Annotated in this window: 11 protein-coding genes; 7 read left to right on the forward strand and 4 right to left on the reverse strand. The window is 48.2% G+C overall.

Annotated elements, in window-relative coordinates; genetic code table 11:
* Nucleotides 1-51: 51 nt before the first annotated feature.
* Nucleotides 52-1,701, forward strand: a complete 1,650-nt coding sequence (lnt, locus tag QVE43_RS09825; RefSeq protein WP_288006657.1) for an apolipoprotein N-acyltransferase — start codon at nt 52-54, stop codon at nt 1,699-1,701.
* A 56-nt stretch (nt 1,702-1,757) separates the two neighbouring features.
* Complete coding sequence (locus QVE43_RS09830; RefSeq protein ID WP_288006659.1) at nt 1,758-2,876, forward strand: VWA domain-containing protein; 1,119 nt, start codon at nt 1,758-1,760, stop codon at nt 2,874-2,876.
* A 3-nt stretch (nt 2,877-2,879) separates the two neighbouring features.
* Here QVE43_RS09830 and QVE43_RS09835 read toward each other — a convergent pair whose 3' ends face one another.
* On the reverse strand, nt 2,880-3,551 hold the full coding sequence (locus QVE43_RS09835) for a low molecular weight phosphatase family protein (RefSeq protein WP_288006662.1): 672 nt from the start codon (nt 3,549-3,551) through the stop codon (nt 2,880-2,882).
* Between the two features lie 86 nt (nt 3,552-3,637).
* Nucleotides 3,638-6,175, reverse strand: coding sequence for a PAS domain-containing protein (locus QVE43_RS09840; RefSeq protein ID WP_288006665.1), 2,538 nt, complete (start codon nt 6,173-6,175; stop codon nt 3,638-3,640).
* A gap of 115 nt (nt 6,176-6,290) precedes the next feature.
* On the opposite strand from QVE43_RS09840, the gene tpiA reads away from it, so the two are divergent.
* The 3 genes from tpiA to QVE43_RS09855 are packed head-to-tail and all read left to right on the forward strand — an operon-like array spanning nt 6,291 to nt 13,298.
* Complete coding sequence (gene tpiA / locus QVE43_RS09845; RefSeq protein WP_288006668.1) at nt 6,291-7,061, forward strand: triose-phosphate isomerase; 771 nt, start codon at nt 6,291-6,293, stop codon at nt 7,059-7,061.
* Between the two features lie 10 nt (nt 7,062-7,071).
* Nucleotides 7,072-7,905, forward strand: a complete 834-nt coding sequence (prmA, locus tag QVE43_RS09850) for a 50S ribosomal protein L11 methyltransferase (RefSeq protein WP_288006670.1) — start codon at nt 7,072-7,074, stop codon at nt 7,903-7,905.
* Between the two features lie 17 nt (nt 7,906-7,922).
* Nucleotides 7,923-13,298 carry a hypothetical protein gene (locus tag QVE43_RS09855; RefSeq protein WP_288006672.1) on the forward strand — a complete coding sequence of 1,792 codons (5,376 nt, stop codon included), beginning with the start codon at nt 7,923-7,925 and terminating at the stop codon, nt 13,296-13,298.
* A gap of 57 nt (nt 13,299-13,355) precedes the next feature.
* On the opposite strand, the gene QVE43_RS09860 is transcribed toward QVE43_RS09855, so the two are convergent.
* On the reverse strand, nt 13,356-14,192 hold the full coding sequence (locus tag QVE43_RS09860) for a hypothetical protein (RefSeq protein WP_288006675.1): 837 nt from the start codon (nt 14,190-14,192) through the stop codon (nt 13,356-13,358).
* 51 nt (nt 14,193-14,243) lie between these two features.
* Between QVE43_RS09860 and QVE43_RS09865 the strand changes: the two genes are divergently transcribed.
* On the forward strand, nt 14,244-14,768 hold the full coding sequence (locus QVE43_RS09865) for a heavy-metal-associated domain-containing protein (protein ID WP_288006678.1): 525 nt from the start codon (nt 14,244-14,246) through the stop codon (nt 14,766-14,768).
* The gene (locus QVE43_RS09870; RefSeq protein WP_288006680.1) at nt 14,761-15,723 is read left to right on the forward strand and encodes a hypothetical protein; all 963 of its coding nucleotides are present in this window, start codon (nt 14,761-14,763) and stop codon (nt 15,721-15,723) included. Before QVE43_RS09865 ends, QVE43_RS09870 begins: the two co-directional genes overlap by 8 nt.
* 4 nt (nt 15,724-15,727) lie before the next feature.
* Here the strand turns inward: QVE43_RS09870 and QVE43_RS09875 are convergent, their stop codons facing one another.
* Entirely contained in the window at nt 15,728-16,549 is an 822-nt protein-coding gene (locus tag QVE43_RS09875) for a hypothetical protein (protein ID WP_288006683.1), read from the reverse strand.
* Between the last annotated feature and the right edge of the window lie 28 nt (nt 16,550-16,577).

Genomic DNA, 16,577 nt, shown 5'->3' on the forward strand with positions numbered 1-16,577 from the left:
AAGCCGCTACATATCAGCGGCTTTTATATTTTTAAGGCAAAGTAAAAATCTATGGATTCAACTGTAACTTCCCGGTCGTCGATGAAACAACATGAAGCTACCGTACTGCCCGCGCTCTATGTTTATGGCTATGCAGCTTTGGCGGCTCTTCTGTTTTCTGTTGCATGGTATGTTCCTTATTTGCATATAAGCATCTTTTTTGCGTTCGTGCCGCTTCTGCGCCTGTTGCATGCTTATCGCATGAAGCTGCTTGGCGGCAAGCGGTTACTGGCAGCCACCTATCTTGCTTTTGCTCTTTGGAATATAGCAACCACCTGGTGGATATGGAACGCCAGTGCCGGCGGTGCGGTGGGGGCATGGCTGGCCAATGCACTGCTGATGTGTTTGCCGGTAGTGGTGGCCATGTCTATAGCACGCAAAGCAGACCCGGCACGCATGCAGCTCACTTTTGTGCTGGCATGGCTCACTTTCGAATACCTGCATTTGAACTGGGAGCTCAGTTGGTCTTGGCTGCAGCTGGGCAATGCCTTTGCCTTAGTGCCGGCTTGGGTGCAGTGGTATGAATTTACAGGCGTTTTGGGGGGCACTTTGTGGGTACTGTTGACCAACCTGGTAGCTATGCGTATTTTCACAAGCCGGCTTGCACACAACCGCCGTGTCTATGCTTTCTATACCGCCTTGCTCATCTTGTTGCCCATAGGTGTTTCTTACTGGCTGGCAGCACGCCATGAAACAAAAGGCGAAACGGTAGAGGTAGTGGTGATGCAGCCCAACATTGATCCTTATCAAGAGAAGTTTCCCGACAGCCCCAACTTTATTCCCTTTGCTGAACAAATCCGGCGTTTCATGGAGTTGTCGAAACAGCAGATAACCCCCAATACCCGCCTGATTTTGTGGCCTGAGACCGCCATCGACGATGCCCTGTGGGAGGAAAACATTCATAACTATGCGGTCATTCGTCAAATCAAAAACTTTATGAGCGCCTACCCCCAAGCCGCATTGATTACAGGACTGACCACGGCTCGCTTTTACAAAAATGAGCTACCACCTGCCTCAGCACGTTATCAAGAGGGGTTGGGGTACTACGATGTGTTTAATACAGCCATGTTTTTAAAACAAGATACACTGGCTTTTTATCATAAGTCCAAGCTGGTGCCCATGGTAGAAGCCATGCCCTATCCGGCTGCTTTTCAGTGGCTTTCCAATTTAGTGATAGATTTGGGGGGCACTTCCGGCGGTTATGGCAAGCAAGCAGAGCGCACAGTATTCACAGATGGCAATGCGCGCTATGCACCTATCATATGCTTCGAGTCGGTGTTTGGCGAATACGTGGGCGAATATGTACAGAAGGGGGGCAACCTGCTGTGTATCATTACTAACGACGGTTGGTGGGGCGACACCCCCGGTTACAAACAGCATATGCGCTATGCCTGTCTGCGGGCAATAGAACACAGGCGGGCAGTGGCACGCTGCGCCAACACAGGTATTTCTGCCTTTATCAATACGAAGGGTGAGGTGCTTCAGTCCACCCCTTATTGGGTGCCTGTCTCCATCCGCGATACCTTGATATTGAATAACGAGCTGACTTTTTACAGTCGCTACGGTGATTACTTAGGGCGTTTGGCTTTGTTTGTTTTGGCTGCTTTGTGGCTATCGCTGTGGGTGCGGCATTGGCGTTTGTCAGGCTTGATAAAAAAGTAGTTTTTGCAAGCAAACCAAAAGGCTTGCCTCCCTGTTCTTAAAATAAAGTACTGACCATGAGCCACTTTTTATTCTCTCACTATTCAAAAAAGTCAAAACAAACCTCTAAAGCCGGTTTTGAGCAGCTGCTGAAAATTTTCCTGGAATTGATCAACATTACCGGCGGCGATGTGGCGGAAGCACTGGCTTGGCTGAATAACCTTGACCGAAAATATGGGCTCACCGATGACCGCTATGGCATAGGTGATTTTATTGAAGACCTCAAGAAAAAGGGATACATTAAAGAAGAACAACGGCAAGAAAAGCTCATCATCACCCCAAAAAGCGAGCGCACCATCCGGCAGCAGGCGCTCGAAGAAATTTTTGGCAAGTTGAAAAGAGGCAAAGCCGGCAACCACCGGACAGCCCATGACGGCAGCAACTCGGGGGAAATGTTGCCGGAATTGCGACCCTATGAGTTTGGTGATGATTTGCAGCAGCTGGCTATGACCGAGTCGTTGCGTAATGCATATGTGCACCATGGCATAGATGACTTCCTATTGACACAGGAAGATTTGGAAGTCAGAGAACAGGAGCAGCAGGTGCAGACCTCTACCGTATTGATGATTGATGTTTCGCACTCCATGATTCTTTATGGCGAAGATCGCATTACACCTGCCAAAAAAGTAGCCATGGCATTGGCAGAGCTGATTATGCGGAAGTACCCAAAAGACACTTTGGATATCATTGCCTTTGGCAACGATGCATGGCAAATCTCCATTAAAGACCTGCCTTACTTGCAGGTAGGTCCTTTTCATACCAATACGGTGGCCGGTTTGGAGTTGGCCATGGACCTGCTTCGACGCAGAAAAACCCCCAATAAGCAAATATTTATGATAACGGACGGCAAGCCCACTTGTATTAAAGAGGGCATCCGTTACTATAAAAATAGCTTTGGTTTAGACCGGAAAATATTGAATAAGACTTTGAACTTAGCCAAGCAGTGTCGTCGTTTGGGCATTCCCATCACCACTTTCATGATAGCCACCGACCCTTACTTGCAGGAGTTTGTGCGCAAATTCACCCAAGTGAATGGGGGGCGTGCCTATTACAGCTCATTGCAGGGGCTGGGCGACTATTTGTTTGAAGACTACCAACGCAACCGCCGCCGCTATATGCGCGGAGGGCGCCGGTAATTTTTATTTCGCCGGTGCGAGTAAAGAAACCACATAAAGCATTTCACGGGCTATCTGTGCACAACGCGCATCATAGGTGCTTGCTTCTTGTGGTGTTCCGTCGGCTTTTTTGGGGTCTTCGTAAGGAAGCGCCACACGTGCGGCAGCCCCGCGCACTGCCGGGCATGCTTCATCGGCTTGCGAGCAGGTCATTACGGCAATAAACCTTTCTTGTGGGTTTTCGGCAGCGTCATATACTTTGGAATAGGCTATGACGGCAGGGGCATCAGAGGCAAAGCGGATTTGGTAATGCGGATTGTCGCCGTCCCGGCGTGTACTTACCTGAAAACCGGCACGCTGCAGGGCTGCAATGGTGCGTGGGTTGCAGGCGGTCGCCTCGGTACCACCGGAGTAGCACCGTATGTAGTCAAGCCCTGCATTATAAGCAGCAACGGTCATCCATACTTGGGCGAAGTGACTACGTCGCGAATTGTGGGTGCAAATAAAAGTGATGGGCACTTCGCCCTGTTTATGATGCAGTTGCCGGATATGCTCTGCAAAAGTGCGCAACTGCTCTTTGCGTTCGTGGCTGATTTGATTGAATTCGCTGCTTCTTTTTTGAAGATATTGCTCGAGGGCAGGGTATAAAGTGTTCATAATCAAGTGGAGTAAAGAGAGAATCAAGAGCTGCATCATCTTTTTTTTGACAAAAAAACAATGCCGGCAATAATGATAAAAAAAACCGGCATTATCTTTTTGTAAATTTATGAAAAGGGAATGGTTTATGATGAACTTTGCAGTTCTGCCAGTTGCTTTTCAAGCTCTTCGATACGTGATTTTAGCTGGGCGCGCTGCTCAAACAGCTGCTGTATGATGCGCTGGTTCTCTGCTTCTGCCATCTTGGATTCGGTGATATCTTTCGAAAAGACAGACGCCCCTATCACTTCGCCCTCTTCGTTTAAAATGGGGTTGAAGGAATATTCCCGGTAGATGACACGTTTTTCGGTTTCGCGCTTGATGATTTTTTGGAAGCGTTCGCCACGGAAGGCGCGCTCCAGCCATAAACGCCACTCTTCGCGCCGGTCGGCGGGGATGAAAGGAAGGAAGTCATCGCCTTCTTTCACGGGAATACCTTGGCGCCGGCGTTTGAACTCTTCGTTAAATACCAATATTTTGAAATCTTTATCTACGGCTACAATCGAGTCTTCGGTGTTGTTAATCAAAGAGTTGAGGTTGGCTTCTTTGGTGCGCAACGCCAATTCGGCTTTTCGCTGTTGGGTGATATCCGTAATGAAAACAGAGATGCCATAAATGCGCTGTCGCTCGTTATAAATGGGATTAAGGTGTATTTCGTAGTAATACAACTCCCCACGCATGGTTTGTTCGGTAAAGAGCGTTACGCGCTCCCCTTGCAAGGCGCGCTTCACCTCGCGTTGGGTTTCTTTCCAGCTAAGCCCGGGAAGCGGGTCTTCCAAAATACGCCCTTCGTCCAAATAGATGCCAAAAGATTCATAAAGGCGCTTCATCACATTGTTGATAAACGTAATGCGATAGTGCGTATCCAAAGCCATGATAGCGTCGGAGGTGTTGTTCAACAAAGCTTTGAGGTTGCCTTCTTTGGCTGCAATTTCGCGTTGGGCGCGCTCCATCTCTTCTTGTGTGGCTTGCAGCTCTTCCAAGTTTTGGCGCATTTCTTCGTCACGTTCGCGCATGAGTTCGTTGGCTTCGCGCAGCTCCTGCAAAAGCTTCTGAGTACGTTGGGCTGCTTTGATGTTGGCAAAGGTGGTTGCTATACTTTCGCCTAACTCTTCCACAAAGTCGCGATATTCTTGCGGAATTTCATGAAAAGAAGCTATCTCTATGACCCCTTCTACTTTATTGCCTACCTTCATGGGAGCAATGAATAAATACTTGGGGCTTGCACCACCCAAACCGGAGCGTATTTCAAGGTATTTGGGCGGAATGTTGGTAATGTAAATCGACTTGGCTTCTTTCCATACACGCCCCAGCAGACCTTCGCCTATTTTAACCTCTTTGGTTAGGTATTTTTGCTTGTCATAGGCATAGCAACCAATAAGCACCAGCTTATCTTCTTTGCCCACTTCTTCGCCCGTGGCAATAAATAAGCCGCCTTGGTTGGCTTGCAGGCGTTGCACCAGGTTTTTGATGAGCTGATTGCCCAGCTTTTCCAGGTCGTTGGTTTCACGCAGGATATTCGAAAACAAGGCGATACCCTCGTTGCGCCAGGCACGGAGTGCTTCCTGCTTGGATATGGACTGCAAGCCTTGTTGCATTTGGTAAAGCGCTTCGCCCAGCTCGCTTTCTTTCGGAAACAGCTCTTCGTATTCGTCGTATTTTCCTTTTGCTACCTGCAAGGCATATTCCTTGAGTTGCTTGAGGCGTCTGGCCAAGGTATTGAGGTGTGTGGCAATGGGGTTGAGCTCTTGGCTGCGGGTATAAGTGGCTTTGGGAATATTCCCCACACTCAGTTGCTTGGCTTGAGCCTGAATGCGCACCAGGTCACGGTCAATGAGACGGATGACGGTCGTCATTACCAGCAGCACCAAAAGAAGGGTGGCCAATACTGCCAGCACTTCTACCCAGTTGAATTGGGTGCTTTCTTTCTGTAATCCTTCATCTAGTTCTTTGATGGCGCGGCTATTGGCGCGTATAAGCTTTTCCAAAGAAATATTGATAGAGCTTTGTACGTCACGCAGTGAGCCGTTGACCAAAAAAGCCAGCTTGGGGTTAAAGACAGTAGTTGCACGCACCGACTGTATGCGTATGTCTTCGGAGCGTTGCTCGCTTTGCAGCGCATTGAGGGCTTGGCTATTGTACAAATACTGCCGGTTTTGCTCTTGGTTGAGTTCGATGGCATCTTCTGCCAGTTGATTGAAGTGCTCTATTTGGTTGCTCAGTGTTTCGAGGATGGCATCCAGTTCCGGCGAGTTTTGCTTTTCTATCAAAGTTTGCAACCGGGCAAAGGAAGCCTGTACCTGCTTTTCCAGGTAATTGCGCAGTTCTTGATTCTCTTGGTTGGGGATGCTGATGGAGGAAGGATAGACCAGCGCTTGCAAGCGACTCATCAAACCATCTACTCCTTGTCCTAATTGCAAAGCGTATTGGTTGGTTGGATGATAAAGGCGACTCAGGGCGTTGCTCTTGTCAAGAATCACATTGAGGCGCCAAATAAGCAGCGCGCTGAACAATAACAAAACGAGCACGGCAGTAACACCACCCAAAATGACACGTCCCCGGATGGAGTTTACTCTGAACAGACCGCCCAGCCATTTTAATATGTTACGTAGTATTTTTTCCATGTGTAAGGGCTACTTGTTTGTATTTACTCAAAAATAAGCATTTTTGTGAATTGAGTATTATGCACCTGTTCTCTTGAAGATGCAGCAAATAACTTCAAATGAAAATACACAAATCATGAGAAAAAAAATAGTAGCCGGAAACTGGAAAATGAATACCACACTTGCCGAAGGGCAAGCTTTGGCATCGGAAGTGATTCACATGGTAGAAGACGAAACCAACGGCGAGGTACATGTCGTACTGATTCCGCCTTTCACCCACTTATACCCGGTGCACAAACTTATTGGTTCACTGCGTGAAAAACATATCTACTTGGGAGCACAAGACTGCTCGGCGCATGAAAAGGGGGCATATACCGGCGAAGTGTCGGCAGCCATGTTGCAATCTGTGGGCGTGGACTATGTGATAGTAGGGCACAGCGAGCGCCGCGAGTACCATGCCGAAGGACATGACCTGTTGGCAAAAAAGGCACACCGGGTATTGGAACACGGCATGCAGCTTATTTTTTGCTGTGGCGAGCCTTTGGCTATTCGCGAAGCGGGCACTTATCTTGAGTATGTAGAAACCCAATTGCGGGAGAGCCTCTTCGCCTTAGATGCGGAGCCATGGAAACGCATTGTGATTGCTTATGAGCCGGTGTGGGCAATAGGAACGGGCAAAACCGCTACGCCGGAGCAGGCACAAGAGGTGCATGCGCATATCCGCCGGCTCATTGCCGGGCGTTATGGCGATGCTTTGGCACATGAAGTGAGCATCTTATATGGTGGGAGCTGCAAGCCGGAAAATGCCGCTGAATTGTTTGCACAAGCTGATATAGACGGCGGACTGATTGGAGGTGCTTCACTCAACGCCCGTAGTTTTGTAGATATCGTAAAAGCGCGTCAATAAAAGGCAAGGTATGGAATATATAGAAGTGAATTTGAAAGCGCCCGCCGAATGGCACGAGCAGCTGGTGGCGGCGCTTTCTTTTATTGACTACGAGGGATTTGTAGAAGAGGAGCAGCAGCTAAAGGCTTACATTCCCTTGAAAAATTGGTCACCGGAGCGTTTACAGGAAGCGCTGCAGCCTTTCGAAGGGGTGGAATATACCATTGCGGAGCTGCCCAATGTCAATTGGAACGAAGTGTGGGAGCGCAGCTATGAGCCCGTATGGGTGGAAGGGCGCTGTTTTATTCGTGCCAGCTTTCACGAAGCGGTCCCGCAAGCAGAATATGAAATTGTCATTACGCCCAAGATGGCTTTCGGTACGGGGCATCACCCTACCACCGGCCTGATGCTTGCGTGGCAACTGGAGCTGCCACAGGAGGGAAAAAAGGTTTTGGATGCCGGTTGTGGCACGGCCATCTTGTCCATTATGGCAGAAAAAAGAGGGGCGCAACGCATAGATGCCTACGATATTGATGATTGGGCAGTAGAAAATGCCCTTGAAAATGTGTATCTTAACCGGTGCGAGAGAATTTTCGTACAACAGGGTACTGTCAGAAGTGTGAAGTTGGAGGCATCGCCCTATGACTTGATACTGGCCAATATCAACCGCAATGTGCTTTTGGACGAAATGCCGGATTATGCACGTCATTTGGTGATGGGGGGTGATTTGCTGTTGAGTGGTTTTCTGGCAGATGATATGCCGCTCATTCGACAGGCAGCCGAAGCAAATGGCTTGGTCTTTGTCGCAATGAAGCAAAAAAATGAATGGGTCAGTGCCCACTTCATAAAAAAACAGGAAGCCTAAACAAAAAAGATATAAATATGAGTCGTATGCTTTGGAAGGTAGCCCGGTGCTGCATGCTCGTCTTTCTCTCTACGGTTGCGGTGTGGGCGCAACAGCTCTCTACCCAAGCCGATGAGTTTATTGCACAGGTAGAAAAAAGCATGCTTGCGACCGGCAATACTCAGGCAACGGCTGTTGCCACTCGCTTTGCAGAGCAATGGCGGGTCGGTGCTTATTCGCCCGCGCAGCAGGCCGATATCATCGCTGTTTCGCAAGTGATTTTGGAGAAGCGTCTGCGGCCGGCGGTCGAGTGGAAGCAGTGGTTGGAAGTGATTACGCTCGCTAAAGAGCAGGGGTGGGACAACAACCGCCTGCAAAACCTCCTGCAGACAACCAAGCGGGCATTTCAGGAATACCCTTCCAAAGCCATGAGCCTCTATTTGGAGCGGCTGCATAGCGTAGTGGCCGATTCTTTGTTGTATTCATCCAATTTTAACCGGCTCTATGCTTTTGCACCTACTTACGATTTTGTATGGGTGGAGAAGAAAGCACCGGCCAATTATCCATGGATAGATAAGCTGGTGCCTGAGGCGCCGCCGGCTGCCCCGGAAGATGATTTTGCCCTGAACGGTGAAGAAAACATAGACAATGGGACATGGGAAGAGGATACCCGGCAGCAAGAAGAGCCTCAGACCGCACCTGAAGATGCGGCGCAAGCCATTCCTGCCGGTGCCTTGATTGTATTTCCCAAAGTAGATGTAGTTTATATGACCCCCTATGACTCGGTGGCTTTCACTGCTGTACAAGGGGTGTTTAGCTTTGAAAAAGATGCTTTGATAGCCAAAGGGGGGATTTTTGACTGGAACAACCTGTCGGCAAGAACCCTGGCCGACTCGGTGCGGGCTACTCAACGCTTGCCGGTGCGCTTGGAGTTCGGTTACTGGGCGCATCCGGTCAAAGAGGTGCGTTTCCGGGCAGAAAACACCACGCTTTATTATGAAGGCATGTTGCCCAAGCCTCTAAAAGGGCGCTTCGAGTTTGTGAGTCAGCAGCGCGCCAAAGAAGACCAAGCCCGTTATCCTTTGTTTACTTCTTACGATGAAAACATACGCCTTGAAGGCTTGGGTAAGTATTTTGTTTATGAAGGGGGCGTGGGGTTGCGAGGTAAGTATTTGTTTGGTTTTGCCCGGAATAAAAATACCGCCCGTTTGCAGGTAACACATAACGGAAGAAAATACCTGCAAATACAGGCACGTGAGTTTCTGCTGGTTAAAAATAAGTTGTCATCTCCCGCCGCTTCTTTCTCTTTCTATATGGCTGCCGGCGACTCGCTCTTTCATCTCAATGTAGCAATGAACTATGATATTGAAGCAACAGAAGATGGCGGCAAGCGGCATATCATCAAGTTTATTAGAGAGAAGAGCAATGTGGATATGCCCTTTATCGATAATTACCACAAAATCTATATCTCTGCCGATGTGGCTACTTATGACATAGAATCCAACAGCATGGATTTTTATGTTGTAGGAGCTAAAGACCGGATACCGGCCACCTTCGAATCGTTCAGCTACTTCGATGAGGAAAACTTTGTCGGTCTGCAAGGATTGCAGCCTTTTCATCCCGTGCGTGTTTTGCAGGCTGCCTTGGAGCGATACGGATACTACAACGAATTGGGCGAGGGCGAAATCTACCTGGATGCGCTTTTGGAAATTACCCACAAGGATTACAAAACCATTGTGGGCATGGTGCGTCAGATGGAGCGTAAGGGCTTTGTAATATACAATGAAGTAACCGGTACGGTGAAAATATTAAACCGCACCACGCACAATTACGCTTCGGAGCAATATAAGCAAGTGATGAAGCGTATTTATCACCTGGTGCGCAAAGACACAACCGCCGGCAAACCGGTACGTTCGCTCGAAGAATATGCGCGAGAGCTGCCCGAAGGGATGCGTAAATATATTTACCATGACTTCGACGACATGCTGATAACCTCGCTTTCGCCACGCGATGCACGCCGCGACTCCATGGCATATGATACCATTCGTTTTAAATTCCCTAAAGAAAAAATGTACTTGGCCAAGCTGGAGGGCTTAGATGTATATTTCACTAAATGGCGCTTGCAGAGCCGCCCCGACTCACTGGCAGGCATTCCCGACACGGCCATTGTTGTGGAAGATACCATGAACATTCCAAACTTTAAGCGTGACTATGTGTACAAGTTGTTTTATGAGTTGCGCCGCTACGACTACAATGAAGCAAACTTTTACTTGGACGAGGTGGAAGGCTTCTACGTATTGAGCAAACGGTTTCCCGGGCCGCCCATGCCCAATGCAACCATCGATGCGGAAGGGGGGGGCATTACCATCCGGGGTATTGAGCGCTTCGACCTGAGTAAAAAACTGAATGTATCGGTGATTCCGAAGTATAAAGAGATTAAAATTTTTGGCAACCGGGTCATCATGCTTGAGGAAGGCGAAGTGACAGTGGGTAACTTCCGCTTTATCGGTAAAAATTTCGTCTTACCCTATGAAGAATTTCGCTTGACAATGGGCGAAATAGACACCATGCTTTTCTCCATACCCGACGTGGAAAACCCCAATGTGAAAATATGGCTGGGGGAAGAGATTCGTTGGGGTGCCGGTGAACTGCAAATCAACTATGCCAACAATAAGTCAGGCTTGAAATTTGGACCCATTCCGGGCGTTTCCGATGAGACTTATGAAGCTTACCCCAAGCTAAGCATTAAAGAAGGTGGGACCATCTACTTCGACCAGCTGTATCGTCAACGGGGGGGGTATCATCGTCAGAAAGTGCATTTTAAAATACCCGGTATTTTCATAGACAGCCTGACCGCCAAGTTGCCACAGTTTAAGGGTACGTTTTATTCCAACTTCTTCAAGCCCTTGGAAGAAGAGCTGCAGCCTATTTTTGACCCCGATTATGACGGCTTCGACTCCAAGTATTCTTTGGGTTTTGTGCACTATCCGTCCGGACCCTATAAGCTCTACCATACAGCAGGAACTCTTAAAACAGATTCTCTGGTAATGTACAAAACCAAGTTGGTGGCGTTGGGAAACAATGAAATTAAGCATCTGACTACAACGGTGCGTTCGCCACAGTTTATCATTACTTCCGACTCACTTACCGCTTATGAAGCCAGCTTCGATACACGTCAAGCCATATTTGAGGGAACGGACTACCCTCGTGCTTATGGCGACAAGCTGCGCTTACGCTGGGTAACCAATATCACAGGAATAGAAGACACGGTGGCGGTGGACAGTATGCTGTTGTTTACCCGCCCCAATGCACCGGTTACCATCTTTGAAGAAAACAACCCCGCTGCATTCAAAGACGGTAAAATTGCCATTACGCCCAATGCCTTCTGGGCAGATGGTATTTTAGCACGCAAGGATTTTTGGGTACTTTCCCCTCAAATACGCATTGAGTCTAAGCACCTGTGGGCAAAAGAGTCGGAGTTTAGGGTGAACTCTCATCAAACCGATCCTTTTGCCATCGATGATGTTTTCTTCTATACGCATCCGCCCATTTTGCAAGGCAATGGTGTGAATGTGGACTTCGACTTGGCCGGAGGAGTTTGCAAAATATCGCCGGTTCCTGACATTATGCAAGCCAACCCGGCCTTTCCGTTTATAGGCTTTCCTTATGCTCAATTCCGGACTTCGATAGCCGAGGCCGTTTGGGACCTCAACAAACAAGAAATACGCATGCAGGGCGACAGCAACTCGGTCTTTTATTCGACCAAGTATGCAGACATGGATGTAGCAGAAGCAAATAAAGATTTACGCTTTCATGCAACCGGGGGCGTTTACGATATACGAAACATAGAGGAGCCACGCCTGGACCTGACCGGCGTGCCTTATATTATTACCGCCGATGCAAAGGTGATTCCCGATAAAGGCGAAATCACAGTTTTACGTGGCGCTGATGTGCAAGAGTTGCAAAATGCACAAGTGATTGTGGATACCTTGCGCCAATACCATCATTTTGTTAACGGAAAGATAAAGATAGAGCATCGGCTTGCCTTTGAAGGGCGGGCAGATTATCGCTATGTGAATATTGCCGGTGATACCTTTGTTTTGCACTTCAATGATTTTGAGCTGGTACGCGATATAGTTGGCGATACTACCAAGCGGCGCTCCAAGTGGGAAGAGGTAGTTTATACACGTTCTACCGGGGAAGTCAAAGAAATAGAACAATTCTTCATGGCGCCACGCATTCAGTTTAAAGGGAATGTGACCATGGTGGCACCTAAGCCGGGCTTACAATTCGACGGTTTCATCAGGCTGGATCTGCAAAGCCGTAAAGACCTGGACGCATGGATACCGTTCAAGAGCGATTCGGGCGAAGTGGTCATTCAAGTACCCGAAAAGTTGAGCGTGGGAGCCGATGTGTTGACTTCCGGTTTGTTCTATGACCCGGTAGATGGGGTACTATATGCTACCTTCTTGGAAAATAAACGCAAGTTTACAGATGAAGAACTCTTTTTGGCTTCCGGCGAATTGGTTTATACGGCTGCTTTGAACGAATTTAAGATAGCCCCGCCGCGCAAAGTAGCCGGCGAGCAGCTGAAAGGCAACCGTTTGGTCTTTGACGACGAAACTGCCAAAATCATTTTGGATGGCAATATTCGATTGCTGGGCGAAACTTTTATGCCTTATGTGAAGCAGGCGGCTACCGCGGAAGTAGACTTAAAAAGCGATGAATATAAATTCAATGCCTTCTTTTTGTTGGACATTCCCGCGCCACGCTCTGCCTTTTCAATCATGGGTAACTTGATGGCACTCAACAAGCCAGAAAACGCAAGGGTGGCAGAGCCGGACCCCGTAGAGCTCAAATGGAAACTGGTAGAGATTATAGGCGATAAGCCAACCCAAGCATATATAGAAGCGCAGTTAAAGGCAAGCGAGGAGCAGATGTCCATCCCCTTGGTAACTGCCGACAAACAACTGTCATCGGCTGCTTTGGTGCTTTCGCGGGTTGATTTGCGTTGGTCACCCGAAGAACGGGCATTTTACAGTGTAGGGCCCATTGGCGTGTCCAATGCTTATGCGCAGGATATCAATGCTGCTTATACCGGGTACATGGAAATACAGAAAACAGAAGCCGGCGAAGTATGGCATTGTTATTTGGAGGTCAATGATGAAATATGGTTTTATTTTACCATGCAAAACCATGTGCTGAGGGCTGTATCGTCTGTCGATGAGTTTAATAATCAATTTGCCCGGGGCAAACAACCCAAGCGGGAGGGAGATTATGGCTTTGAGTTGCTGGAGCCGGGAAGTGCCCGCCTGTTCGTGGAAGACTTTAAGGCGAAGTATTTGGGGGCACCCAAGCCTGTACCGCAGGAAGAAACACCACAAGAAGAGGAAGAGGAACAAGAAGGTTTTTAAGAGAACGAAGAAGCCGCCTTTAAAGGCGGCTTCTTCGTTTTATGATTATTCAATAATTCAGCTATCTGTGGGCGGGGGAGTGTCATGCTCATCGCGGGAAGGGGCTTCCGGAGACTTTTGTTGCTCTTGGCCTGACAGCTGCTTGTAAAAAAGGTCAAACCGTCGATCCAGCAAGTTATAACGCTCGTAAAGCATTTCGCGAAGCGCGGCGATTTCTGACTTGCTACGTACATGAATCACATAGGCGGTGCCGGCAGCTGCCAATGCAACGAATGCAGAAAGGATAGCGATAATCCATAAACCATGATGCCCATGGGGGACCTCTTCTTTCTGCAGAGGTGAATAGCTTTCAACAGGGGCAGGAACCTCTATCTGTTGAAGAGAAGTTACTTCACCGGAAGTTTCTTCTTTTTGGGAAGACATATCTATTTCGCTCTCCGGTGATAAATATTGGCGTATGGCGCTTGTGCGTATGTTTTCAAATTCGCGATTCAGCCGGAGTAGAGCACTATTCCATTCTTGCAGCTTTTTGTTATTGTTACCATGCGCCACTTGCCCTATGCCTTCGAGTTCTGCTATCAGGTCTTTTTGTAACTTTTCAAGACGGCTTTCGAGGTCAGGCAACTGGCTATAAGTGCGCGCGGCATAGGTTTTATACAGGCGGGTAGAGCTTTTGAAACGCGAAGGAATGCTTTTCCCCAAGGCTTTCAGGCTTCTGCAGTCCAGCGTCTTTACATAAGCAGCTTGCCCCTGATACTGATAGTTGAAACGAATGGCTTCGCATAGCATACGCAGTTTGGCCTGCTCAAAGGCCAAGGATTCGTTGACTTGCGCATATGTAAAAGATGTATAACTTAGCAGGAAAACAAAGAAAATAGATGCTCGTTGTATCATAAGGGTGAACGGTTAAAGGCTTTGTACTTTACAGACAAAGCAAAGGATTCTATGCTAAAAAATCAAATTTGTTTGTTGGGCTTATGGCTACTGTCCATAAGCGTTTACGCCCAGGAGTATGTGGTAGAGTTGGGTATCGACGGACTCACCTGCTCGCAGTGCATGCGTAGCGTGGAAATAGCATTGCGCAAGCAGCCGGGTGTTGAGGCTGTGCGTGTCGATTTGCAGGCAACCATAGCCTACGTGGAAACAAACGAAAAACTTCAGTTGCCTTTACTGAAACGTGCCGTGGAAGAAGCCGGCTTTTCGGTGCGTTCGGTGGCTTTGCTTTTTGTATCGCCTGTTGCCATTGCTTCGTGCACGCGCCTGGCGGGTGGGTGTTTGCTGTGGTTGCCGGGAGAAGAAAACGACACGCCTCTTCTCAGGGTGTACGTGGCAGGAAGAACGATCCTGTCAAAACGGGCTTATAAACAATGGGTTCGCCGCCATTCTTTGCCTGCACAGGCTTGTGCGGAGTGCCTCTCCAATATTTGGTATGTAAGTAAAACGCCTTATGATGAGCCGGCAGATGAGTAAATATATTTGCTGGTGGGGAATCCTCTGCTTGTTCTCTTTGGGGGGGCGGGCGCAAGAGCTGTATATACTCAATGAGCCGGCAAGCAACATTCCGAAAGGGGCTTTGGCTGTGCGTCTCATTCATATGCACTACCCCAACGAGCAGCCCAACAGCACCGACCGCTTCCGGCTGATGCATGCCTTGCGTTTGGCTTACGGGCTCTCGGGGCGATGGATGATTTGGGTGCAACCGGCTTTTTCCAATCATCATAGCCGTGACCTGCCGCCCGATTTGGTGAACCATTACCACATAGGCACTCAAACCGTATTTTTCTCTAATAACCCGCAGCAAGTGATACCATATCCTTACCGTTATGTGGGCACCCACTTCTACACCAAGTATCTTTTTTTAAAACAAGACGAGCGCAACGACCACTTCCGTGCAGCTGTTTATGCTGAATATTCTACTGCCAACAATCCACACGAAGAGGCAGAAGCCAACTTATATGATGATACGGGCGGTTGGGGCACCGGTCTGGTGATTACCAAACTGCATAAACGCTGGGCGCTTTCCTACACCTTGGGCGTGATTGTGCCACAGCCTTATGAAGGGCAGAGCGGTAACCTGCCTACACGCATGGAATATGGAACTGCATGGAAGTATAACCTTTCATTGGGTTATCTTTTGTATCCGAGGGTGTACAGAGACTACAACCAAACCAATACCAACCTGTATGTGGAAATGATGGGTAAGCAGTACCCCGATGTAAAAATTATTCAAGATGGGGAGCCGGTACCGGCAAGCAGTGAGCTGCATACCGGGCAGCACTACTGGGAGCTCTATGTTGGTATGCAAAAGATCATTCGCTCTAATACCCGCGTGGAAATAGCAATAGGAGCGCCTTTGTTCAGACGCTCCTATATTCATAACTATCCGGTAGTACAGATTCAGCTACAGCATTATTTCTTCCCTTGACCCATCAGACGGCTTGCGCTGCCCGTCGTTTGACTTCAAGGAAGAAAGCATATGCAATTGCCAAAAAGAAGCCCACGAAAAAGCCAATAAGCACATTGGTCTTAGGGGACGCTTTGGTCGGTTTACTTAGGGGGCGCACAGGCTCTACAATACGCACAGCTTCGGGATATTGGAGTTCTCTCTCAATTGCCAGCTGCTTTTCTTTTAGTTGTATTATTTCTGTGTAAATGCTATTGATGAGCAGTTGTTGGTTGTCTTTTAAGTTATTGATGGTACCCACCAAAGCCATGTGCATGCTGTCGAGGCGCTGGATTTGGCTTTGTATTTCCGCAAGCAAAGTCTTCTGACGCTTGAGAAAAAGGTTGTTTTCTTTTTCTACATAAGGAATTTCGGATAGGTAGCTTACCAAAGCATTTTGGATGGACTCGTAGTCTTCCGGCTTGGTAGTTTCAAACTCAACAATAACCGTGGGGCTCAGCTGGTTATTTTTACCTTCAACACGTCGTGCCGTGATGCTTTTTAAGTTGCGGGCTTGTTCTTCACTAATCCCCAGCACTTGAGCCAGGTCCTCGGGATAGTTGTCTTCTTTGAGTGTTTCTAAGTCTTTGATGAGCTGAAGGGCTTCATCCGGGTTAAGCACGCGAAAGTAAACGATGAAGCTGTTTTGATACACCGGTTTAATGAGAACAAACGACAAAAGGAGTGCTAAGAGTGCACAGGCTACGGGGAAAAAAATAAAAATGCGGTAATAACGCTTGAACAAGCGATATGCACTGACAGCAACATCGATTAAGTCGAAATCTTCTTTGGGTGAGGCTTGATTCATCGTTGTGTATAACTTTTGAAACCGTTGC

Origin of the sequence: Thermonema sp., from assembly GCF_026003375.1 — a bacterium.
Taxonomy (GTDB): domain Bacteria; phylum Bacteroidota; class Bacteroidia; order Cytophagales; family Thermonemataceae; genus Thermonema; species Thermonema rossianum.

Bases quoted from the DNA above. Each gene is read 5' to 3' on its own strand.
- QVE43_RS09875 (WP_288006683.1), bottom strand. From the start codon at position 16,549: ATGAATCAAGCCTCACCCAAAGAAGATTTCGACTTAATCGATGTTGCT.
- tpiA (WP_288006668.1), top strand. From the start codon at position 6,291: ATGAGAAAAAAAATAGTAGCCGGAAACTGGAAAATGAATACCACACTT.
- QVE43_RS09865 (WP_288006678.1), top strand. From the start codon at position 14,244: ATGCTAAAAAATCAAATTTGTTTGTTGGGCTTATGGCTACTGTCCATA.
- prmA (WP_288006670.1), top strand. From the start codon at position 7,072: ATGGAATATATAGAAGTGAATTTGAAAGCGCCCGCCGAATGGCACGAG.
- QVE43_RS09830 (WP_288006659.1), top strand. From the start codon at position 1,758: ATGAGCCACTTTTTATTCTCTCACTATTCAAAAAAGTCAAAACAAACC.
- QVE43_RS09835 (WP_288006662.1), bottom strand. From the start codon at position 3,551: ATGATGCAGCTCTTGATTCTCTCTTTACTCCACTTGATTATGAACACT.
- QVE43_RS09870 (WP_288006680.1), top strand. From the start codon at position 14,761: ATGAGTAAATATATTTGCTGGTGGGGAATCCTCTGCTTGTTCTCTTTG.
- QVE43_RS09855 (WP_288006672.1), top strand. From the start codon at position 7,923: ATGAGTCGTATGCTTTGGAAGGTAGCCCGGTGCTGCATGCTCGTCTTT.
- lnt (WP_288006657.1), top strand. From the start codon at position 52: ATGGATTCAACTGTAACTTCCCGGTCGTCGATGAAACAACATGAAGCT.
- QVE43_RS09860 (WP_288006675.1), bottom strand. From the start codon at position 14,192: ATGATACAACGAGCATCTATTTTCTTTGTTTTCCTGCTAAGTTATACA.
- QVE43_RS09840 (WP_288006665.1), bottom strand. From the start codon at position 6,175: ATGGAAAAAATACTACGTAACATATTAAAATGGCTGGGCGGTCTGTTC.